The following is a 22,565-nucleotide window of genomic DNA, read 5'->3' on the forward strand; positions in this document are numbered from 1 at the left end:
ATTTGTATAATTTTTGGTTTAAAAGGTTTTCTTCTAATGTTTTTAATGTTTCTGCAGCCTCTTCATATGAATTAAAAACTGGTTCTTTTCCATCATCCTCTTGTAAAACCAGCTCTTCAAATAAAGATTTTTGTTCTTTTGAAACAGAATAATACTATTTAAAGTTTGATTTTCTAACTAGATATAATACACTAGAACAGTATAAAAAAGTATGTACAATGAATTTCGAATGTAAAGGAAGATTATTATGTCAGTTATCGATAAATTGAAACTTGATAAGTATACGAATATGGTTGTTATTAACGAACCAAGTGATTATGACATTTTCACAGGTAAAGAAACTGCATTTTCAAAAGAACACGATGCTATTTTTATTTTTGTTGAAACGCTTGATGAAATGGTGAAACAAACGAATTTTATTATTAGTAATGAAGCATTATTACTTGAAAAAGGTTATGTGTTTTTCGCATATCCGAAAAAAGGTAATGCTCGTTACAGTACGTTTATTCACCGTGATGAGATGTTTCCAGCATTAAGCGTTGGTGAAGATGGATATGTAGGAGAAAGCGAAATTAAATTTGCTCGAATGGTAAGTATGGATAACGTCTTTACTGTTGTAGGCTTAAAGCGTGAAAAGAAAAAAGCGACGAAAACGCCTGCTATGAGTCAATGTGTTGCCGATTATGCAGATCGAATTAAAGATGTTGAAGCTTTATTAGCTAATCATCCCAATGAACTTAAATTTTATCAAAGTTTAACTCCTGGATATCAAAAAGATTGGGCACGTAATTTATTTTCTGTGAAACAAGAAAAAACACGTGAAAAACGTTTTGAGAAAATGATTGAAATCCTTTCACAAGGCTATAAAACAATTGAATTATTCCGTAAGAAGAAAAAATAACGATTAGGAAAGTCACAATGATGAAACAATTAATTGCGATGAGTACATTGAAAAAAGGATTCCTTCTATTATACTTAAGAATGTTCTTATATTTATATAATTAGTAAAGAGAAAAGGTGTTTGAAATGAAATCGTATATTGTAGTTGGATCTGGAATTTTAGGAGCGTCTACTGCTTATCATCTGGCTAAGGCTGGTGCGAATGTTACTATCGTGGATCGCCAACAATTAGGGCAAGCAACTGATGCAGCAGCAGGTATAGTATGTCCATGGCTTTCACAACGTCGTAATAAAGCGTGGTATAAAATCGTTAAAAGCGGTGCACGTTACTATTCTTCGTTAATTCAACAATTAGAAGAAGACGGTGAAACGGATACAGGTTACAACCGTGTAGGTGCAATTAGTTTACATACTGACGAGAAAAAACTAGATCAAATGGAAGAGCGAGCTTATAAACGACGTGAAGATGCACCAGAGATTGGTGAAATTACGCGTTTATCAGCTGAAGAAACGAAAAAATTATTCCCGGCATTATCAGAAGAATATAGTTCTGTTCATATTAGTGGTGCTGCACGAGTAAATGGAAGATTATTACGCAACGCATTAATAAGCGCTGCGAAAAAACATGGTGCAACTTTCATAAAAGGAGATGCAGTATTAGTTCGTGAAGGGAATCATATTACTGGAGTTAAAGTAAATGACGAGACAATTTTAGCAGAAAAGGTTATTGTAACTGCTGGCGCATGGGCGAACGAAATATTAAACCCATTAGGAATTAATTTCTTAGTTACGTTCCAAAAAGGACAAATTGTTCACCTGCAAATGGAAAATACAGCAACAGAAAATATGCCAGTTGTTATGCCACCAAACGATCAATATATTTTAACATTTGATAATGGTCATGTCGTAATTGGTGCGACACATGAAAACGAGACTGGTTTTGATCATCGTGTAACAGCAGGTGGTTTACATGAAGTATTCCATAAAGCATTAACAGTTGCACCTGGTTTAGAAAATGCTACAATGCTTGAAACAAGAATTGGATTCAGACCATTCACGCCTGGATTCTTACCTGTTATTGGCCCACTACCTAACTTTGAAGGTATTCTCGTTGCGAATGGATTAGGAGCTTCAGGTTTAACGGCTGGTCCATATTTAGGATCTGAATTAGCTAAACTAGCGCTAGGACAACCAATTGAATTAGATTTAAATGATTATGACGTTGCTGGTGCAATTGAATAATAAAAAAGATTAGGAGCGAATCCTAATCTTTTTTATTTATAAATATTTTTTGTAATTATATCACTATCAATTCCAAAACGGGATATTTTGAATAAATCAAACCGTCAAAATAATTGTTGATGCGGAACCGACCGTTAATAAAGTTACTATTTTTCGTCCATTCTGTTCTTTTGAAGGTTTTAAAAGTTCTGTAATCAACACAATCCATATTATTATAGAAACTATAGAAATAATATTTATAGACATATGTAACACACTCCTTCTTGTTTTTACATGGACATTTCTTCTTTTGTAAAATAAAAGCAATAGGATAAGAAAATATGTACAGCGTTACAAATTAGTATTTTCCTGTCAGACCTCCTTTTTTAAATAGAAATACGACTGATAAAATGATAACAACAGCTTTCAAACTGCCCCAATATGGATAAACAGCATGATCTGTTAAACTAGCATATTGAAAAATATTCTCTAAACCGAAAATCCCAATTATGACCGCTAAAAGGAATGAAGCTGATCCAAACTTCTCATTACGATAGAGGATAAATAAATACACTGCGAAAATTAGTGGTAAGATGATTTGTAGTACGATTGTCATCGTTGGTCCCCCTAGATTGTATATACTTATATTATATACAAAATTGTAATAAAAAGGAATATCGTTTGTTTAATACTAATAGAACTACTCTTATCATATTCTTCTATAAAAAGAAGCAAAAGGGGTGTAAAGTTAATTGACAAAAATTCAAGTTAGTTTACGGCCAATTGTTCATAATATAAATTTACCGACTGTGATGAAAACCACTATACTTCCGGGTGATTCAACTGAAAGACTATTTGTCGCAACTCAATTAGGAGAGATTTTTTACATAGGAGACGGAGCGATAAAGACATTTTTAAATATTCGTAATCGGATTATTAAATTAGGCACATCTGAGGAAGGCGTTTCTAGTAGTGGCTATGATGAGCGAGGGTTACTAGGACTAGCGTTTCATCCACAATTTAATCATAACGGTTTATTTTACCTTCATTATTCAGTAGCTGGAACTCAAGGGGCTGGTGCGCTTTCAGAACAATTTAAACCGAATCCTTGTGACCCTAAATCTTTAAACTTAAAGTGGGTAAATAGAGATGCTCAATATGACCATATTGATGCAATTGAGGAATGGATTTTACAATCAAACGGTCAACCTGAAAAACGAAGAACATTACTTAATATAAGAAGGCCATTTTTCAATCATAACGGCGTTAATAGTTTAAATTTTTCACCGGAGACTGGAAAACTTGTTTTTACAAATGGAGATGGTGGATCAGGTTATGACCCATTTAATTTAAGCCAAGATGATTTAGAAATAGCAGGTAAAATCATTGAAATCGATGTAAGTAAAAATACAATCATACATAATCCTCCAGTAGTAACGCGCTTTAATGAACTTCCTTTATCTATACAAGAAACCCTTACAGTAATTGCGAAAGGTGTTCGAAATATAACCGGTATTACATTCCAAAGGTTTTATAATCAATATATCAAATACGCTGGAAATGTCGGACAGGATATCGTAGAGTCGATTTTCTCGTTTGTTCATTATAAATCAATTCCGGTTACAGAACTTGTTCAAACGTATTTAATGAGTTCTACTCCTAATCAAGAAGGACTTCTTAATTTTGGTTGGCGAGGATGGGAAGGAGATTTACCAACCTCTTTTATAAGACACTGTTCTGAGAATCCTACTTTGGATGAGAGGATAATGGCTTATTATGATGAAACAATCCAAACATCAGTGAAGCGTATTCAGCCTCTTATTAGTTATTTCCATAAAGACTCTAGACCGGATAAATTTGGAGGAACTTCACTTACAGGAGTTCAGCCATATATGGGGACTGCAATTCCAAATTTAACAGGTAGTGTCGTATTTACTGACCTCGCTAAGAAAGAAGATTCTCGTCCTCCAGTTAAAGGTGTTTTAGCATATACTAGAGCCGGTACAGACGGTAAACATAATGACTTTCATGTTATTGAAACCAATTATGATTTTGGTATGCAAGCAGCTTATTATATGAGTTTAGGAACAAATTTGGATCAAACTAAATTATATTTAGGTGTTTACGGTTCTATGAAAGTATCTGATTTTAACAAAGGTACTATTTATGAGATTGTTCCTTGATATGATATAAACTCTCAGTTTACATTTTTCAAAATGCACGACCTGTCGTCTCCCTAAACATACTGCTATGAATAAATGACTACGGGATAGTGATTGATAACCAGGCAGAAAGTAACACATAAACAAAAAGTGTATGAATAATATAGAAAGTGATGAATGAGGTATCTTTAGGGGGTATTTTGATGAATCGGTTTGTACGTTATTGGTATCAACTGATGATAGAGCATGACGCGAACTTTGTTCATAAAAGAAAGTTGTCCCTTGTAAATAAGTTAGCAATGACAGCTTTAATGAGCGCATTGGCCACCATGTTTCAAGCAGCTGGGAACTTAATTCCTGGTATAGGATTACTCATTAGTCCATTTGCGACGTTACCTATTTTCTTTGCTATTTGTTATTCTATTCGTGAGGGAATACTTTCTTATGTTCTAACTATTTTTCTATTATTTATTATTCAACCAAGCGAACTATTTGTTTTCCCTTTTACTACTGGCTTATTAGGTATAGCGTTAGGAGTATCCTTTTCAAAATTAAGGAGGAGAATATGGGTTGTTTCCTTTTCTGCGATATGCCTACTTATAGGTATTATGATCATTCTCGATATTTTCCGTTTTCCAGTACTTGGCCCTACTGTTCATACAACTTTAGACATAAAAATTATTTTATCAATCTTTGTACTGAGCTTTCTTTACTGCTGGATCTATGCGGGTTTTTGTAGAATAATATTGAATAGAGTATATAAAGTATTGTATTAATCATGTCATATAATAGTTTTAGACGAATATACGTTGTGATGATATATAAATTCAAAAAGAAGCAATTCACATGATAAGGTTATTGTTTAACACCAAAATACATTTACAATATAAGCTGTTCTCGTATATTTTCATAGATTGGAGAATTCATTCATGACTAACGTTGCGATTAGAAGGCCGAATTTGGATGATTTAGAGGAACTTCACTTGTTTTTCCGTATAGTTATTACGGATACATATAAAAATGAAGGATTATCACAATTATTGGATGACATAGAAAATGAAATTAACTCGAAAAAGCAATATTTAAAAGATGATTTTGATAGTAATGGAGAAAATCGTTACTTTTTATTAGCGATAGATACAAATAACGATAAAATGATTGGAACAATTGAAATTGGTCCAGCAAGTACATTGATTACTAGTTGTACAGGCGGTGTACTTAAGGATTTGTATGAAATAGGAACTGTATTTATACTTCCTGAGTATCAAAGAAAAGGTATAGGGAGTCTACTATTACATGCAATGTATCTTACATTACTTAGCAGAGGAATAACAGAATACTGTTTAGATAGTGGATACAAAAAAGCACAAAGTATATGGACGAAGAAGTTTGGAGAACCTAGTTATGTACTGAAGGGTTATTGGGGAAAATCAAGTGATCATATGATTTGGAAGAAGAGTTTACATGATACACCTATAATATTTGAATTATAAAATGAAATATGCCTCTGGACATAGCTTTTCTTACGTATGTATGCTATTATTTATCTTTATAATAAAAGAGGACGTGAATGAACTTGATTAAAATTAATATTCCTGAAGCTGATGTTTCAATTACTGAACGTAAACAAGTTATTAAAGGAGACGAGGCAATCATTACTCCAATTAATGGTTTTATCGATTTCCACTTGTTCCCTAGAGATAAAGGCGGCATTTTTATGTTTTACAATATTAATGACGAACTGCTTTTCGTAGGTAAAGCTCGTAAAATTAGACAACGTATTAAAAAACACTTTGAAGACAATGTTTCACCAATTAAAAATCATCGTGACGAAGTATACCGTATTGATGCATGTATCGTAGAAGATCCAACAGAAAGAGAAATTTACGAAACATATATCATTAATGAATACAAAGCAAAATATAACGTTGATAAAGTATTCTATAAATAAGCAACATAAACGAAAAACAATCCTAGCATTTATACTGGGATTGTTTTTTTTATTTAGCTTTATTCTTCATTTCTTTCTCCTTTTTTAAAATAATTAGCAGCAATTAAACAGAAAACCCCTATAAATAAAATTATTATTCCGAGCGTTTTATGTTTTCCTTCAAAGAAAGGAATGTCTGAAATAACATTAGTCATACATAATCCTAAAAACACAAGGATAGGTCCCACCCAAAGTAATACATTACCGAATTTTGTGTGCCTCCACATATTAACCCACCTCGACTCTCTTTACATATATATCCATAATTTAAAAGTAAATTCATAGAGAAATATAGTTTTTTTCATATCGAAAATTTAACCTTCATATATTGGTACAAGCAAACGAGAAAGGAGACCATCATGAATTGGTTAGAAGCATTTATTTTAGGTATAATTCAAGGGTTAACAGAGTTTTTACCGATTAGTAGTACAGGGCACCTTTATTTAGGACGGCATTTGTTTCAATTAGATGAAGCGGGATTGTTTTTAGATACGACGCTGCATATTGGGACTTTGCTTGCCGTGTTTATTTATTACAAAAAAGAATTTATATATTTAATGAAAAATCCATTTTCAAAGCTTATGTTATTACTTATCGTTGGGACGATACCTGCGGTTGTAATCGGTTTATTATTTAAAGACTTCTTTGAAGATATTTCAAAAACAGGCATTACCATCGGTTGGGAGTTTTTAGTGACAGGTTTCTTTCTATATATGGCCGATAAACAAAAGGATGGTCGTAAAAAAATGGACGACATTACATATAAAGATGCATTTATCATTGGTTCATTTCAAGCGGCTGCTATTTTCCCGGCAATTTCTCGCTCTGGAATGACGATTGTCGCTGCTTTATGGAGAAAACTAGACCGTGAAACAGCAGCATACTTTTCTTTTTTATTATCTACGCCAGCAATAGTCGGAGCAATCATCTTGCAATTTATAGATGTTTTTCAAGGGAAAGCAGAATCTATTTCTAGTACATCATTAATTGTCGGAACGTTATCAGCAGCTTTCTTTGGTTACATAGCAGTTTCATGGATGATTCAATATTTAAAACGTCATTCCTTAAAAGTATTCGCGTATTACGTATGGGGATTAGGTATTTTAATTTTAACGTTGCAATTTACTCATGTATTTTAATTATAATGATAAAGAAGCAATGTAATTAAGGTCCTGTTTCATTTATACACGACAGGATCTCTTTTTATTAAGGGGGAGAATATGTTTAATAAGGCTATTGTTATTGGTGGAAGTATGGCGGGAAAGTTTGCAGCAAAGGCATTATCAACTTCTTTTAAAGAAGTAATCATTTTAGAAGTCGGTGACAAATGGGATGGAAAAGCTTCAAGAAAAAGAGTTCCACAAAGCGATCATCCTCACGTGTTATTAAAAGGTGGAGAAAAAGCAATTGAAGAATTGTTTCCTACTATTACGAATGAATTAATAAAAGCGGGCAGTATTATAAATAACTTTACGCGTGATTTGAAATGGCATCAATTTGGTCTATGGAAACAACCATTCATAGGGGAAGTTCATATGATTCAACAAAGTCGTCCTTTATTAGAATGGCATATTCAAAAACGAATTGATCAAATTTCAAATATTACTATTACATATAAAACATTGGTTAATGGGTTATTAGTAGATGGGAAGCTTAACAAAGTGTGTGGAGTAAAAGTTAAATATTTAGAGACAGGCATGCAAGAAGAAGTTCATGCAGATATTGTAATTGATGCAAGTGGATTTGGCTCAAAAAGTATGGAGTGGCTACGAGAATACGAAATTGAAGTACAAGAAGAGAAAGTTCGTATCGATTTATTTTACGCAACAAAAATGTTCCAACTTAAAGAAAATGAGGAGTTAGACTGTTGTAATATGCTAATGTCTCCGAGTTTCCCTGAAAACCCTTATGGCGTTCTTATTCAAACGATTGAAGATAATCGTTATTTTGTTACTTTCAGTGGATACGCAAATGAGAAAGCACCACAAACAGATGATGAGTTTTATGATTTTGCTGAAAACCTATCAATTTCTAATGTTACAGACTTCCTAAACAAGGCTGAGGGAATTACTGATATAAAGACATACAAAATTCCCTATCAAGTACGCCGGCGATTTGATTTAGTTAACAATGTACCAGAAGGGTTGTTAGTAGTTGGAGATGCACAATGTCGTTTTGATCCTGTTTTCGGTCAAGGTGTTTCAGTTGCTGCTATGGAAGCTCACCAATTGCAATTACTTTTGCAAAGTAGAAAACAGCTCGATAAAACATTTACACAACAATTTTATAAAAAGACAGCTGACATAATAGAAATCCCTTGGGATATGACAACAACGGAAATATCACGTCACCCGCAGCTAAAGAGAGAATTAACTACGAAACAAAAATTTCAGCTATGGTATACGAAACAAATATATCGACTTTCCGCAAGTGATTCTGATGTTTATATTCGGTTAGTACGAGTGATGAATTTAATTCGTAGTCCATTTCACCTTTTTCATCCGAAAGTGCTACTAGCTGTATTACTTAATCGAAAGAAATAGCAGGAATATAATTGATTAAAAAAGAATGTATAACAGTTAGTAAATCAAGAAGGAGAATACGGGATGGAAATATACATAGAGCAACTAAAAAAACAAGATGCTGCGGATTTATTTACATTTGAACTTACGAATAAATCTTTTTTTGAAACGATGGTACCAAATCGTGGTTCGCAATATTTCGATTTTGAATATTTTCAAAAACTATTAGACGATTTATTAATAGAACAGGCAGATGGAAGTTCTTATTTTTATTTAATTCGTAATGAAGAAAAAGAAATTATAGGACGAATTAACTTAGTAAATATAGATACCGAAACTCGAATCAGTTCGTTAGGTTATCGAGTCGGAGAAAAATTCACTAAAAAAGGAGTTGCAACAGCAGCTGTAAAATTAATTTTAGACGTAGCGAAAAATAATGAAATTAATGAGGTTCATGCTAAAACAACGACTAATAATCTTGCATCACAAATTGTACTAGAAAAAAGCGGATTTTCTTTTAAAAATGAAGCAGATACAACTTCTGTAGAATTAAACGGAGAACGTGTAAATTTTGTACATTATATTTGCAGAACTACTTCGTGTTCAAAATAATAGGGGGGACTTATTCATGAATGATTTACGATATCCAATTGGCCAATTTACATACAAGCGTCCTATTACTGAGGAAATGATTGATAAATGGATTCAAGAAATTGAGGATGTACCTACTGATTTAGCAAAGGCAATTAAAGATTTAGATCAGAAGCAGTTAGACACACCGTATCGCGTTGGTGGATGGACAGTTCGTCAAGTTGTTCATCACGTTGTTGATAGCCATATGAATAGTTACATACGCTTTAAATTAGCACTAACAGAAAAGAATCCAACTATTAAACCGTATAAAGAAGAAAAATGGGCAGAATTGCCAGATTCGAAACTACCTGTAGATGTTTCACTAGTAATGCTAGATTCATTACATAAAAGATGGGTTAACCTTTTATATTCATTAGAACCTACTGATTTAGAAAAGACATTTAATCATCCTGAATCTGGTGAAACAAAACTGGCTGTTGCAATTGGACTATACGCATGGCACGGTCGTCATCATACAGCTCATATTACTTCATTAAGAAAGCGTCTAGATTGGTAAGATGAATATTATACTAAAACGAGCAAATGAGAAAGATGCACTGGACATATTTACAATGCAAATTACATCATTTTATCCGTTATTAGAGAAGTATCAAGACTATGAGACGAGTCCAGCAAATGAGCCGATTCAATCAACGAACGATGACAAGAATAAAATACCCAAATGGTGGATTTTATAAAATTATAGTAGATGGTCAGTTTGTTGGGGCAATGTGTATATATTACAAAGAAAAAACAAATCAATTTTGGATAAGTCCTATGTTCATACATCCAGAGTTTCAAGGAAAAGGAATTGCTCAAAAAGTATTATTATTAATTGAGGAGATGTTTCCTGAAGCGATGAGTTGGGAACTTGCTACTATTTTAGAAGAAGAGAGAAATTGTTTTTTATATGAAAAGATAGGTTATAAAAGAACAGAATTTATAAAGAAATTAAATGATAAAGCTACACTTATTTATTACAAAAAAGAAAGGTAAAGCATTAGAAATACGCTTTACCTTTTTATGTTAATAGAGATTAAATATACAAATACTTTGTATATACTTCCAAAATATTCGGGTTAGTAATTTCATAAATGAATAAAAATACAAAATAACTATTTTGTCGTATATGTTACTAACGCTTTTTGAATGCTTAAAATACTATCGTCACCTTTAAATTCTTTTGCAATTGGATCATCCATACTAGACACCCAAATTTTAAGCTCTGCATCTAAATCAAAATGCCCAGCTGTTTCAATGCTAAATTGTGTAATACTTTTATAAGGAATAGAATGATACTCTGTTTTTTTACCTGATATTCCTTGTTTATCTACTAAAATAAGACGACGATTTGTAAATACGATTAAATCGCGAATTAATTTATAAGCATGCTCAACTTTCTCATCGTCTAGCATAATCTTCTCTAAATCACGTTCTACACTTTCTGTACTCGCATTCGATGCATTTCCTAAAATACCGCTAAATAAACCCATATGAAATTCCTCCTTTAATATATGTGGGATGTGTTACTTATATTGTACCATGCTACTTACTAAGAAATTATGACATTACTTTAGTAGTTTCTGGTTATTGTTGCAATTCGATTATATAACCTCATCTTAAAATCTTGTGCTAATATGTAAGTAAGAAAAAAGGAGTAGAGGGATATAGCATGAAGAATATTGGTTTAGTATTAGAGGGCGGAGGAATGAAAGGTTTATATACTGCAGGAGTACTCGAATATTTCATGGAACAAAACTTATTCTTTCCGTATGTAGTCGGTGTATCTGCTGGAGCGTGTATGGGAGCAACCTATTTGTCACGTCAAAAAGGAAGGAATAAGAAAGTGAATACAGAGCTAGTAGCAGATCACAGATATATATCTTATCGAAATTTAATCAGAAAACGTGAATTATTTGGTATGGATTTTCTATTTGATGAAGTACCAAACAAAATTGTACCGTTTGATTTTCAAACTTTCCTACATTCAAATGAACAGTTTGTAATTGGAACGACCGATTGCGATTCAGGACAGGCTGTTTATTATAATAAACAGGAACATGGAAATGATATTTTAAAAATCATTCGTGCATCAAGCTCTGTCCCGTTTATAGCACCTGCTGTAGAATATGATAATCGAAAATTGCTAGATGGAGGAATTATAGATCCTATACCGGTTTTAAAAGCTCAAACTGATGGTTATGAAAAGAACGTTGTAATTATGACAAAACCAGAAGGATATGAGAAGCAGCGAAATAAATTTTCTGGCCTGGCTAAAATTTTATATAGAAAATATCCGAAAATCGCAGAGACTTTAGTAGAGCATTATTGTTTTTATAATGAGACGATATCTTATATGAATCAAAAAGAACAAAAAGATAATTTTTATGTTATTCAGCCTAGCGTACAACTTCCTATAAGCGGAATAGAAAGAAATAAGGAAAAGCTTGTTAATCTATATAATCTTGGGTATATCGATGCTCAATATCACTATGAAAACTTATTAAATTGGATGGAGAAATAAAGGGGTGGGTATTTGAAGTTAGGAAAACAAGTTATGTTTAATGAATTGCAAAAAATGCATAGTCCTCTATATAAACTATTTCCGAATTGTGACATTCAAAAAATACGGAAAGATTATAAAAATATGTTCACAGAAGATGATTGTATAAGCGCTGATTTAAATTATTATTGGATGCATACAGCAGGGACTTTGAGTTACGTACTTAATGAAAACGAAAAGGAGATTTCGTTTGAGCAAATAAAGTGGCTGAGAAAATCATTTTTCGAATGGTTTCCGCAATATCGTTCTATAGAAACAGAAATTGTGAAGTATCTGTGAAGTATCCCGTTTTGTATAGAGATTTCATGAATTATGAGAAAGCGCGAAAACTATTACTATATTATCTTACTGAATAAAAATTAAAACGTACAAGTTATGCTGCTTGTGCGTTTTTTTTTCATAAAAAATACAATTTTAATACCTTGTTTATATAGGGATTCTAATACGAAGAAAGAAGTACATATAGAATGATGTAAGGGAGGGAGAGGCGCTTAGATACCGTTTTCCTTTAATCCATTATCCACCTCGAATATAGTTAGTTCTTTATGATAAAATATTTCGAGTGAAATTAAGTACTTATTATATCCAGTATTAAATAAGTTAAGCCAGGAGGAACAACAGTAAAATGGAAAACGTATCAAATCTAGACAAATCGGAATCAATAAAATCTTTACAATCAACAATTCGTAAACTTGAAAATGCACTGTCACAAATGACTCAAAAAGGTGCAAATACTACATTAGTGAAAAAACGATTTAAAGCTGTTTGCATAGGGTTAGCAGCGCTAGAAAACGCTTGGAATCAACAAAGTCATCAGTATAGTCAAGAAGAGTTAATAGAAGCTCGTAATGTCCTTGTTGGTTTGCTTCCATCAATGGAGAGGGCTTATGATAAGTCTAAAGTAGGTAGTCCGCAAAGAACTCTTTTAACAAGAAGAATAAAAGCGTTGGAACTATCTGTTCAGGCAATTGATAAACTTTCCTAATAAAAAGAAAGAACTACAACGAAGGAGGAAGTGGGGGTGACTTCAATAATTAGTCCTAAGTTAGAGGAACTGAATAATCAATTAAAAAATGGAAACGAGAAAGCTTTTTATACTTTTTTGCATGAAATAAAGTCGAATAATACGCCACTAATAGAACAATGTCCTGTAGCTAATCAGTATAAGCTTATAACGTATATTTGGTTAAGGGACCGAAAAACTGAAAATGTTTATGTATTCGGCAGTTTTCCTGGTTGGGATCTGTCTGTAAATCAATTAAAACGATTGTTACAGACAGATATTTGGTATGAAACGTTTAGGACGGATAAGAGTTTTATTTCAACGTACTATTTTTCAGTAAACGATTTTTTCAAAAATGATTGGATAAAGCGTAGTGGACAGTACCAACTAGACCAATTTAATGGAAATACATTTGGAGAAGGTGCCAATAAAGCGTCTATGTTAAACACAGGAATGGAAGTGCAGTATAGCAGTCGTTTTCCTTCAAAACATTATCCATCCGGAAAAATTGAAACATATTCTTTTCATAGTACGATTTTAAATAACACACGTAAAATTCATATTTATACGCCTCATGATTATTCTCACACTTCACATCTTCAAGAACTTCTCATTGTATTTGATGGGAATTCATTCATTAATAACCTTTCAATCGCAAGAACACTCAATTATTTAATTCACACAAAAGAAATCCCATCTTGTATTGCTGTTGCTATAGAACCAGTTGATCGGCTAGAAGAGCTAACTTATAACGATAAAATGAATATATTTTTAACAGAGGAATTACTGCCGTGGATTCATGCTAAGTATCGTGTGCATAAAGACGCGAAACATACAACAATTGCCGGTTTCAGTCTTGGTGGCTTAGCAGCTTTTTATGCAGCGCTTCAAAATCCACATGTTTTCGGGAACGTGTTGTCAATGTCTGGATCCGTACATTGGAAAAAGGATGGTTATGAAAATATAATTCCTTGGATTGAAAATCAAATTTCATCTATAGATTCAAATGCGATGCAACCTCATTTTTATATAGCAGCAGGAGAACTTGAAAACAAACCTCTTTTAACAGCCAATAGACGCCTGTATAAAGCTTTAAAAGAAAAAGGATACCAAATTACTTATGAAGAATTTCAAGGCGGTCATGACGGTGTTTGGTGGCGAGAAAAGTTATTTGATGGATTGAAAGCGTAAAAACCTGCAAAAACGCTACTATAAAATATAAAGGAGAGAGATTTTATGAATCAAGAAGAACTAGATAAAAAACTAAAAAAGCAAGAGATTTTAGTAAAAGATGAGAAAATTTGGTCCTATACGTATGAGGATCATATTAGTTCTATCGTTAAAGAAGCAGAAAAGAAAGGGTCTTTTGATAATTTGCCAGGTAAAGGGAAACCTCTAAATCTAGATAAAGATCTTTCGTATAATCCTGAAAAACAACTGTATAGAACTTTGAAAAATAATCATGTTTTACCTAGGTGGATTGAGCTTTCAAAGGAAATTGATGATTTAAAAGAAAGGCTAAAAGAAACTACAAATACTGCAGAAGCAGCGGATTTAATTCGAACTATTAATAAAAAGGTTTTAGAACATAATCTACTTTGTCCACCAAGTGCGCAAAAAACGAGGATGAAAACGGACTTTTAACAATTTTCAATGAAGCTATCTCTTACTATATAATTAAGTAAGGCATTTTCAATTCATTATTAAAGGGAGGCAAATGTGATGAAGAATACGTATCAACTTCAAATTCCGAAAGAACTAGAACAGTATCGTAGTATTTTAGAAGAAAGTGTGAAACCGTATGTTAAAGTTTCTGGAACATTAGCAGAGACAACTCTTTTTGAGAGTAAGTTTGGTGGTCATCAGTATTTACCTATAGATCAAGAGCATCCTAAAGACTCAAATGGGCAACCGATGATGCTACTTGCTCAATTAAACTTTGAAGAAATGCCTCATATTGAATATATGCCTCAAAATGGTATGTTACAGTTTTTCGTAAGTGCTGATGATGAGCTTTTTGGAGCAGATTTTGATCATCCAACTGACCAAAAAGATTTTCGAATTATGTATCATTCTACAATTACAGAAGATTTAACTAAGGTTATTACTGATTTCAGTTATTTAAACACTTTAGATTCAGAGGATTTTATCATACCTGAAGCAGCAAAACTAAAGTTTGAATTGAATTATCAACCAGTAACATCTAGAGATTATCGATTTGAAATGATTTTTAACGATAACATTGATTGGGAACAAATCGTTGATGAAGAAAATAATACAGAATTAGGCGAACTGTATGATGATTTATGCGAAGAACAAGGACATAAAATCGGCGGTTATCCATTTTTTACACAGACAGATCCAAGAGAATGGGAAGAGAAATACCAGCAACATGATATATTATTGCTGCAAATTGATACAGACGATTCATTAAATATTATGTGGGGAGATTCTGGTGTTGCTAATTTCTTTATAAAGAAAGATGATTTGTTAAATCTAGATTTTTCCAATGTTATTTACAATTGGGATTGCTACTAAAAAGATATATATAATCTAATAGCAAGTTAAAAAATCTTCCTGAAGGCGAGGAGGATTTTTTTATGTTACAAATAAACGTTATGTTAACTAGCGTATAGAACAATAAGCGCATTAAAAGTCAAGCGTAAATGATAGAAATAACAACAAATAAAGTAAAGCTGTAAAACGTGTGTAAATAGCAATAAATTGAATAAGTAAAACATAAAATAAAATTATTAATTTATATTTTGTATAGAAATAATTTTTATGCAGAAAAATTTCTTGTCGATTAAAAATGATTTGGATTCGTTAAATCTTAAGCAATTATTGATTAGGATTTGCTATGATTCATTTAAAGCAAAATAAACGATAAAACTGTAGAAATTCATATAGATTAGATTTTATGGGAATCTCACTGAAAATCTCCGTTTCGTCTCATTAAGTATAGTTTACTTGGTTTTTGATACCTGTAAACACTTTGTTTCTATAACTGCCTATAATATATATTATGTTAACTAATTAAAAATAATAAACTTATTATACGTTAGTTCTATTCGTTATGCTTCCCCTTTCTCTTTGAATTAATACTGTGTGACGTATTGTGTGGTAATTATATTTAAGACAATAAAAAATACAATTCGTTTGAAATAAACACATTAAACGAATTGTATTGATATTAATTCCGAATAAGCTTTTAAATTTAGTTTGCTACAGCAATTGCTTCAATTTCAATTAATAAGTTATCGTTAATTAATTTTCTAACTTCCACAGCAGAACTTGCTGGTGGATTCTTAGTATCAATGTATTGATCTCGAATATCTCTAACAATGGCCATTTGAGAAATATCTGTTAAGAAAAATGTTAATTTTACTACATCATTAAAGTTTAAATTTGAAGTTTCTAATGCACATTTAATATTTTCGAAAACTTGTCGTGTTTGTGTAGCTAAATCACCAATGCCGACTATTTGACCATCAGTGTTAATCGCTACTTGTCTAGATATGTAAATTGTTCGTTTAACGTTAGTAACTTCGACTACATGTGAGTATCCAAAAGTTGGTGGCATCGTTTCTGGATTGATAAATTTCTTTTGCATGGCTCTTCTCCCCTTTGAATATCTTATTTTCTTTATATTAGATTTTAATTTCAGATTATCCCCTATTTACTAATAATTATTTATCCATTCAGCTGCTACATATGTAAAAGTATATTAGCACTTTAATTTAAAGTTATTAATGGATCATGTACGTTTGATTTTCTTGTGCGCTTGTTATAATTACACCTTGTTTTATTAATTCTTCAGTTACTTTTGTATAGAAAAAGTGATACCACCAGATAAAAAACTCTTCATAAGTTATTTCATTTGAGTATCTGCTGCTGGCAAAGTATTGTTTTAAAGGTTTATCGTATTCTTTAAATAATGAGATTAAATCTTCACTGATTATGTTTGCAATTTCGTGAAGCGTAGATAAGTCTTTTCTTTTAAACACCGGGATAATAGGTTGTGAATTTTGATATAAGCCTAATTTTTCATAAACTACAAATAAATTTAAATCTATTTGTCTATCTGCTGCTACGAAACCTTTTACAAATTGCTTTTTCTTATAATTAATATCAGTATTAGTGTTTTGAAAATATTCTTCAAATATTTCGTTATTTGCTGTTATTAAATTTAATGTTGAATATCGAGAATTTCCATAAAGACCAATTTGAACTTCTCCTAAATCTAAATACGCATTACTATACATCCCGAAAGCCCCTATATCTGCTAGTTCTTGTTCTTGAATAGTATAATAATATCTTTTCTTATTTCTTAAAGGTCGTTTCTTTTTTTAAATAGTTTTCTTCAATGTAATTTATTTGTCCAAAATCTAATAGCACACCACTATACAGTAAAAGACTATACGATTCTTTAGGTAAATGATTAAACGTGTCGATTCTTTTTGAGATAAATTCAATTTGATTTGAATGATTTTCAATGATCTTAAGTGTTGGTTTAATTAGAGGTTCACAAAGATTATAAAGTTTTTTTCCTTCACAAGCTGTTATCACCATACACGTTGGATAGTACCTCCCTCCTGTTTGTTTCAATAGCCCCTCTACTTCTAATGAATTAACGCGCTTTTCAAATTCATCATTTGTCCAATTTAGCATCATTTTTATAGCATTTGACTCAAAACCAAGATGAAATCATTTTAGTTTCATAAGATGTATGTAATATATTCTCCGGACTATTATTAGTGGGCATTTCATATTCCCTCCCTTACTAGTAAATTCATTGTAAAATCTATGTATTTATTAAGTTCTATAAACGAAAATAAGTATCCTCTAATAATCTCAAATTAAAAACCTTAGCATAGATATACTAAGGTTTTTTGCATTTTTATAGTGACTGAATTCTTTCATAGTCTTTTTTAAATTGATTATCATTTTTTAACCAACGCTTAAAAGTTGATTCGCTTATTTTTAAATTAGAGCAAGCTGTATCATTACATTTATTTTTCATATATTCATTAAGGAAATTTTGTTTTCTTTGTTTAACGGCAGTTTGAGTTTGTTTTAGTTTTCGATCTTGTAATTGATCTAGACTTAGACTTTCTTTTCGAAATTCTTCATATTTTCTATGCAAATAAATATCTTTGTCTTTATAAATCCAATTTGAAAATAGTTGTATTGATTTTCTCCCTGTTAATATGACACGATAATGTTTATTTTGATTTAGTAAATCGGCTAGTAAATTGTGATTTTGTAGTACCTGATTTAAAGAATTCATAAAGCTATATGATCCTCCTACAAAGCTTACTGTATAAGTTTCATACTTGACGTAACCATCCCCATCAAAATATCCACGAACAAAATGATGTAAATATTCTTCTGGTACAAAAGGAAATTCGATGTTAAATGATTTACACGGCATGATTCCGTGTATGTTCATAAGGTCGTCTTTTATTGTTTTACTATTAATGTTTAGCATATATACGCCTGTTTTTTTATTTTGGTAAAGTGGCTGGTTTGTGTTTAATTCTTTTTTAATATCTTCTAAAATGTCACTTTCTTTTTGTGAGATACTGACACATTGGTTTTCTTTTTGTATTACACCATCTGCTGCTATAAACCCTAAAATATAAGACATGTTATTTGACCAAGTTTTAAAATAATCTTCTTTTAGGTCATACTTCCTCTTCCAACTACCTATAGCTCGTCTTGGTACGTTATTGTCTTTTAAAACCATACGAATATACCTTGCAGACACATTAGCAAGTATAGCAATTTCTCAGGTACTCTTCCCTTCTGCATACAGCTGGATGATTTCAGATTTTGATAGTTTGCATTTTGACTTCTTTTTTCTCTCTATTTGCATCTACATCCTCTCCTTTCTATTGTTCATTAGAGACATATTCTCTTCTATAACATACAACGAAACGTATGTTCTTCGATTCTTATAAGAGGAATTTTACTAAATTAAAATAATTTACATTTACTTCATATTAGTTTTATCTGCTGCTGAATAAATTTCATTTTATATATACGAATAACGAATTTGACGAATTTATGAAATGTACTGCATGTAAGATGAAAGGTAAAATGATATAGTTTAAACTACAAATAGCTACAATAACAACATACGTATATTGTTAAACGTAAAAAGGAGAACCAATGAATAAGAAATATACAAATCAAATTCATACTGATATGAGTTTTAAACCGAAAGATATTATAGGTTTAATGACGGATTATTTTAAAATGAAATCAAAGCTACGTCCTATAAAGGATTTACCTATCGTTTTATCAAATAAAGACGATGAATCTTTAGAGAGTGTTACATGGTTTGGCCATTCTGCGTCTCTTTTAAAAGTAGAAGGTAAAAAGCTGTTATTAGATCCTATGCTTGGTGATGCCTCTTCCCCATTTCCTATTTTTAATAGTAAGCGGTATAGTGGTGCGTTTTCTTTAGAACGTGAAGACCTTCAAGAAATTGATGCGATTATCATTTCACATAATCACTATGACCACTTAAATTATAAAAGTATTATGGAGTTAAAAGATCGTACGAAGCATTTTTACGTTCCGACGGGAGTTGCACAATATCTTATTAAATGGGGTGTTTCACCTAGTAAGATTAGTGAGCATAAATGGTGGGATGAAATTACGTTTGATACTATTAAGTTAGTATGCGCTCCTGCAAGGCATTTCTCTGGACGAAGTATGACAGATAGAGATCGTTCGTTATGGTGTTCATGGCTTATTCTTGGTCAAGAAACTAAAGTCTTTTTTAGTGGTGATAGCGGATATGCTCCTCACTTTAAAGAGATTGGTGATAAATACGGTCCATTTGATCTTACTTTAATGGAATGCGGGCAATATGATACACGTTGGTCTGCTATTCATATGTTGCCAGAAGAGACGGTACAAGCTCATATTGACGTTAAAGGAGAATTACTACTTCCGATTCATTGGGGTGCTTTTACATTAGCGTTGCATGAATGGAGCGATCCAATTGAACGTGTTACGAAAGAAGCAAAACGTTTAGGAGTTACAGTTGCAACGCCGCAAATTGGTGAATCAATTACATTAAAACCTACAAACTATCTTTCATCAGCTTGGTGGCGCGAAGTTTAATTGTATATGTAAAAAAGAGCGAACCTTTTTATAAGGGATTCGCTCTTTTTGTAATTAGGTTTCTTTGCATTTAAGCGCACCTATTAGTTAAAAATTATCCGCTCTTTTATGTTAAAAGATTTACTTCTTTAAAAATATTTCTTAAATAATTACATCTGCTTCTTCCTATTAAATTTGCTGTCCAACATAACCAATTCTTCATTCCTATAATCTATTAATTTATGATTAGATAATACAAAATTGTGCTCTAATATGAATTCATTATGAAGTACTTCAGGTAATGATTTAGGTAACATCTCTCCTACACCGTAATTATAGTCGCTTAATATCCAAGACACACTTTTCCAATCTAAAATCCCTTCGGATACTTTTTTAGGTGTATCATATGTAACTTCATTTTGTAGTTCTACCACATAAACATACATGCCACCAGAGTATGAAGAGTCTTCCCACTTAACAATTCCTTTAAATTGAATTTGATTTTGCTTAACATCTATATCAGTCTCTTCTTTTATTTCACGAATTGCACTTGCTAAAGGTGTTTCTCCCGGTTCTATCTTCCCTCCTACCCCGTTCCATAATCCTTTTACAGGGTCATATTCTCTATTTAGCATCAGTATTTCTTCATTTCTTTTTATAAAGCATAAAGTGTGCTTGTGCATAATGTAAGTCCTTCCTTTGTTCCTAATAAGCTCTTACTGGCGATATAAGATGTACTGCGGCAGATTGCTCTCCTGCTTCGATTAATATCGGTCTCATTGAACCACCAAAACTTAAAGTAACCATTTCTTCTTTTATTGCCCTTAAAGCATCTACCATAAATCGTCCGTCGAAAGATATATTTAATTGTTTTTCACCTTGAATCGCATCTACTTGTTGTGTTTCAGCTATTTTACCAATCTGAGAAGCGTTAGAAGAAATTTTAATTGTGGATTCATTGATGATTTCTAAGTTGACGTTGTTATTTGCCCATTCACTTGCTAATAAGCTCGATCGATCTACACCTTGTAAAATCTTTTTTCTTTCTACGTTAATAACCGTTTGAAATTCATTTGGAATGAGATTAGATATATTAGGATATTTCCCTTCAATGAGTCTTGAATATAACGTAGTTGTTCCGAATGTAAAAATAACGTGACTGTCTGAAAGGTATATGTATACGAATTCCGTATGACTGTTCATTAATTTTAGAAGTTCACTAATGGTAGCGCTTGGTACGATACAATTTGCTTTCGCATCTGAAGAAATTAGCGTTTCACGTATAGCTAGTCTATGCGAGTCAGTAGCAGCGCAAACTAATTTATTGTGATCTAACTCTATATGTACTCCGGTGAGAACAGGTCTGGATTCGTTTTTAGCTACTGCAAAGACAGTTTGTTTAAACACTTCAATCAATTGTTCTGTTTCTACTTGTATTTCTGCATGATCCTCTATAAGTGGTACATTCGGAAACTCATTTGCTGGAAGTCCATTTAAGTTTAATGTGATTTCTTCTGATTGTATCGTAATGATTTGTTCATTCTTACTTTTTATTACTATATCACTTGGCATTTTCTTTATAATTTCAATGAAATATTTTGCAGGTACAACAATAGTTCCTGCTTGTAATATAGTTGCGATCTGTTCGTCTTCGATTGAATTAGGTATAAATTTTTTAATAAAAACATTCGAGTTACTTGCGATTAAAGTAATTCCAGATTGATCGGCTGTTATTTTGATACCAGATAATATAGGAATTAAAACTTTTGTAGATATAGCTTTACTTACTTCTGAAAGTGCTTGAGTGATATGTTTGTGATTAACGATAAACTCCATGTTTTTCCCCGCCTTAAATGAAATAATTTATTTATAAAGATTGATGAACGATTGTTCCGTTAAAAAAGTAAGGTACTGTTTCTTTCCTTTGTAAAAAATCTAGTAACTGTTCAGGTATACGTAAATACGGTGCTGCTATATGTAATTCCATCCAAGTAATCTCTTCGATTTCTTTTGGACGGGATATATATGTCTCTCCGCCGATTATTTCACCTAAAAAATTAAAGAAAATGGCATGATGGCCTCTCTCCTCGAAAAAGGCTTCGCTTATGGAACAAATCCCCTTTACAGTTATATGTAGCCCTGTTTCTTCTTTTACTTCCCGAATGACTGCCTCTTCTAACGTTTCCCCAAATTTAACTGAGCCACCTGGTAATGTGTAATAAGACCCATTTTTTCCTTTGTTTTTTACCATTAAGATTTTTTCGTTCGTTTTATCGTACAAAAGCGCGTATGTAACATTAACCTTTTTCATATTTACCCCTTTATTAATAAGAATTTTCTGCCTCTATTTCATTTTACCAGATACATACAAATTAAAAAGAACGTATTTTGATATAGATGATTCAAAATACGTTCTTTTTAATTTATTGAATTTTATATATTGAGATTAATTAAT

Annotated in this window: 24 protein-coding genes and 3 pseudogenes; 18 read left to right on the forward strand and 9 right to left on the reverse strand. The window is 31.9% G+C overall.

What is annotated here, in order from left to right; genetic code table 11:
- Positions 1–247 precede the first annotated feature (247 nt).
- Positions 248–901: a YdeI/OmpD-associated family protein gene (locus G9F74_RS12185; protein WP_016108550.1), complete on the forward strand. Its 654-nt coding sequence runs from the start codon at positions 248–250 to the stop codon at positions 899–901.
- Positions 902–1,026: 125 nt separating this feature from the next.
- Positions 1,027–2,142, forward strand: coding sequence for an NAD(P)/FAD-dependent oxidoreductase (locus tag G9F74_RS12190; protein ID WP_016108549.1), 1,116 nt, complete (start codon positions 1,027–1,029; stop codon positions 2,140–2,142).
- A 337-nt stretch (positions 2,143–2,479) separates the two neighbouring features.
- Here G9F74_RS12190 and G9F74_RS12195 read toward each other — a convergent pair whose 3' ends face one another.
- Positions 2,480–2,737, reverse strand: coding sequence for a hypothetical protein (locus tag G9F74_RS12195; RefSeq protein ID WP_000158007.1), 258 nt, complete (start codon positions 2,735–2,737; stop codon positions 2,480–2,482).
- A gap of 136 nt (positions 2,738–2,873) precedes the next feature.
- Between G9F74_RS12195 and G9F74_RS12200 the strand changes: the two genes are divergently transcribed.
- The 4 genes from G9F74_RS12200 to G9F74_RS12215 all read left to right on the forward strand — a co-directional run bounded on the left by G9F74_RS12200 (position 2,874) and on the right by G9F74_RS12215 (position 6,234).
- Entirely contained in the window at positions 2,874–4,304 is a 1,431-nt protein-coding gene (locus G9F74_RS12200) for a PQQ-dependent sugar dehydrogenase (protein WP_016108547.1), read from the forward strand.
- 182 nt (positions 4,305–4,486) lie between these two features.
- On the forward strand, positions 4,487–5,059 hold the full coding sequence (locus G9F74_RS12205) for a YybS family protein (RefSeq protein ID WP_001079224.1): 573 nt from the start codon (positions 4,487–4,489) through the stop codon (positions 5,057–5,059).
- 153 nt (positions 5,060–5,212) lie between these two features.
- Complete coding sequence (locus G9F74_RS12210) at positions 5,213–5,776, forward strand: GNAT family N-acetyltransferase (protein ID WP_000185952.1); 564 nt, start codon at positions 5,213–5,215, stop codon at positions 5,774–5,776.
- Between the two features lie 77 nt (positions 5,777–5,853).
- Positions 5,854–6,234 carry a nucleotide excision repair endonuclease gene (locus tag G9F74_RS12215; RefSeq protein WP_001048938.1) on the forward strand — a complete coding sequence of 127 codons (381 nt, stop codon included), beginning with the start codon at positions 5,854–5,856 and terminating at the stop codon, positions 6,232–6,234.
- A 59-nt stretch (positions 6,235–6,293) separates the two neighbouring features.
- Here G9F74_RS12215 and G9F74_RS12220 read toward each other — a convergent pair whose 3' ends face one another.
- The gene (locus G9F74_RS12220; protein ID WP_000269008.1) at positions 6,294–6,500 is read right to left on the reverse strand and encodes a hypothetical protein; all 207 of its coding nucleotides are present in this window, start codon (positions 6,498–6,500) and stop codon (positions 6,294–6,296) included.
- Between the two features lie 132 nt (positions 6,501–6,632).
- Between G9F74_RS12220 and G9F74_RS12225 the strand changes: the two genes are divergently transcribed.
- The 5 genes and pseudogenes from G9F74_RS12225 (at position 6,633) to G9F74_RS12245 (ending at position 10,424) form a co-directional block, all read left to right on the forward strand.
- A complete protein-coding gene (locus G9F74_RS12225) occupies positions 6,633–7,412 on the forward strand; it encodes an undecaprenyl-diphosphate phosphatase (protein WP_001104286.1) in 780 nt (259 codons plus the stop codon).
- Between the two features lie 81 nt (positions 7,413–7,493).
- Complete coding sequence (locus G9F74_RS12230; RefSeq protein ID WP_000482067.1) at positions 7,494–8,816, forward strand: NAD(P)/FAD-dependent oxidoreductase; 1,323 nt, start codon at positions 7,494–7,496, stop codon at positions 8,814–8,816.
- Between the two features lie 63 nt (positions 8,817–8,879).
- Positions 8,880–9,407 carry a GNAT family N-acetyltransferase gene (locus G9F74_RS12235; RefSeq protein ID WP_000409229.1) on the forward strand — a complete coding sequence of 176 codons (528 nt, stop codon included), beginning with the start codon at positions 8,880–8,882 and terminating at the stop codon, positions 9,405–9,407.
- Positions 9,408–9,423: 16 nt separating this feature from the next.
- Complete coding sequence (locus G9F74_RS12240; RefSeq protein WP_000999060.1) at positions 9,424–9,945, forward strand: YfiT family bacillithiol transferase; 522 nt, start codon at positions 9,424–9,426, stop codon at positions 9,943–9,945.
- Position 9,946: 1 nt separating this feature from the next.
- Positions 9,947–10,424, forward strand: a pseudogene (locus G9F74_RS12245) (GNAT family N-acetyltransferase).
- 119 nt (positions 10,425–10,543) lie between these two features.
- Here the strand turns inward: G9F74_RS12245 and G9F74_RS12250 are convergent.
- Positions 10,544–10,921 carry a PH domain-containing protein gene (locus tag G9F74_RS12250; protein ID WP_000522467.1) on the reverse strand — a complete coding sequence of 126 codons (378 nt, stop codon included), beginning with the start codon at positions 10,919–10,921 and terminating at the stop codon, positions 10,544–10,546.
- Positions 10,922–11,100: 179 nt separating this feature from the next.
- Between G9F74_RS12250 and G9F74_RS12255 the strand changes: the two genes are divergently transcribed.
- From G9F74_RS12255 to G9F74_RS12280, 6 genes and pseudogenes are all read left to right on the forward strand, one after another.
- Positions 11,101–11,952 (forward strand): patatin-like phospholipase family protein, encoded by an 852-nt coding sequence (locus tag G9F74_RS12255; RefSeq protein WP_016108545.1) that lies wholly within the window; start codon positions 11,101–11,103, stop codon positions 11,950–11,952.
- A gap of 12 nt (positions 11,953–11,964) precedes the next feature.
- Positions 11,965–12,347, forward strand: a pseudogene (locus G9F74_RS12260) (YxiJ-like family protein).
- Positions 12,348–12,616: 269 nt separating this feature from the next.
- Positions 12,617–12,976 carry a hypothetical protein gene (locus tag G9F74_RS12265; RefSeq protein ID WP_000432673.1) on the forward strand — a complete coding sequence of 120 codons (360 nt, stop codon included), beginning with the start codon at positions 12,617–12,619 and terminating at the stop codon, positions 12,974–12,976.
- A 36-nt stretch (positions 12,977–13,012) separates the two neighbouring features.
- Complete coding sequence (locus tag G9F74_RS12270) at positions 13,013–14,185, forward strand: alpha/beta hydrolase (RefSeq protein ID WP_016108543.1); 1,173 nt, start codon at positions 13,013–13,015, stop codon at positions 14,183–14,185.
- A 45-nt stretch (positions 14,186–14,230) separates the two neighbouring features.
- Positions 14,231–14,638, forward strand: coding sequence for a DnaJ family domain-containing protein (locus G9F74_RS12275; RefSeq protein WP_016108542.1), 408 nt, complete (start codon positions 14,231–14,233; stop codon positions 14,636–14,638).
- Positions 14,639–14,716: 78 nt separating this feature from the next.
- On the forward strand, positions 14,717–15,532 hold the full coding sequence (locus G9F74_RS12280) for a YwqG family protein (protein ID WP_016108541.1): 816 nt from the start codon (positions 14,717–14,719) through the stop codon (positions 15,530–15,532).
- Between the two features lie 679 nt (positions 15,533–16,211).
- On the opposite strand, the gene G9F74_RS12285 is transcribed toward G9F74_RS12280, so the two are convergent.
- The 3 genes and pseudogenes from G9F74_RS12285 to G9F74_RS12300 form a co-directional block, all read right to left on the reverse strand.
- Positions 16,212–16,607, reverse strand: a complete 396-nt coding sequence (locus tag G9F74_RS12285) for a RidA family protein (protein WP_016108540.1) — start codon at positions 16,605–16,607, stop codon at positions 16,212–16,214.
- 136 nt (positions 16,608–16,743) lie between these two features.
- Positions 16,744–17,759: pseudogene (locus G9F74_RS30060) on the reverse strand (hypothetical protein).
- 135 nt (positions 17,760–17,894) lie between these two features.
- The gene (locus tag G9F74_RS12300) at positions 17,895–18,782 is read right to left on the reverse strand and encodes an LAGLIDADG family homing endonuclease (RefSeq protein ID WP_229181212.1); all 888 of its coding nucleotides are present in this window, start codon (positions 18,780–18,782) and stop codon (positions 17,895–17,897) included.
- 386 nt (positions 18,783–19,168) lie between these two features.
- On the opposite strand from G9F74_RS12300, the gene G9F74_RS12305 reads away from it, so the two are divergent.
- The gene (locus G9F74_RS12305) at positions 19,169–20,131 is read left to right on the forward strand and encodes an MBL fold metallo-hydrolase (RefSeq protein ID WP_001037056.1); all 963 of its coding nucleotides are present in this window, start codon (positions 19,169–19,171) and stop codon (positions 20,129–20,131) included.
- Between the two features lie 149 nt (positions 20,132–20,280).
- Here G9F74_RS12305 and G9F74_RS12310 read toward each other — a convergent pair whose 3' ends face one another.
- From G9F74_RS12310 to G9F74_RS12320, 3 genes are read right to left on the reverse strand one after another with little or no spacing between them, the layout of a single operon-like run.
- Positions 20,281–20,793, reverse strand: coding sequence for an NUDIX hydrolase (locus G9F74_RS12310; RefSeq protein WP_016108537.1), 513 nt, complete (start codon positions 20,791–20,793; stop codon positions 20,281–20,283).
- A 22-nt stretch (positions 20,794–20,815) separates the two neighbouring features.
- Positions 20,816–21,946 carry a DNA polymerase III subunit beta gene (gene dnaN / locus G9F74_RS12315; RefSeq protein ID WP_016108536.1) on the reverse strand — a complete coding sequence of 377 codons (1,131 nt, stop codon included), beginning with the start codon at positions 21,944–21,946 and terminating at the stop codon, positions 20,816–20,818.
- 31 nt (positions 21,947–21,977) lie between these two features.
- The gene (locus tag G9F74_RS12320) at positions 21,978–22,421 is read right to left on the reverse strand and encodes an NUDIX hydrolase (protein ID WP_000757645.1); all 444 of its coding nucleotides are present in this window, start codon (positions 22,419–22,421) and stop codon (positions 21,978–21,980) included.
- Positions 22,422–22,565 lie beyond the last annotated feature (144 nt).

Origin of the sequence: Bacillus sp. EKM202B (genome assembly GCF_011066025.1) — a bacterium.
Classification (GTDB): Bacteria; Bacillota; Bacilli; order Bacillales; family Bacillaceae_G; genus Bacillus_A; species Bacillus_A toyonensis.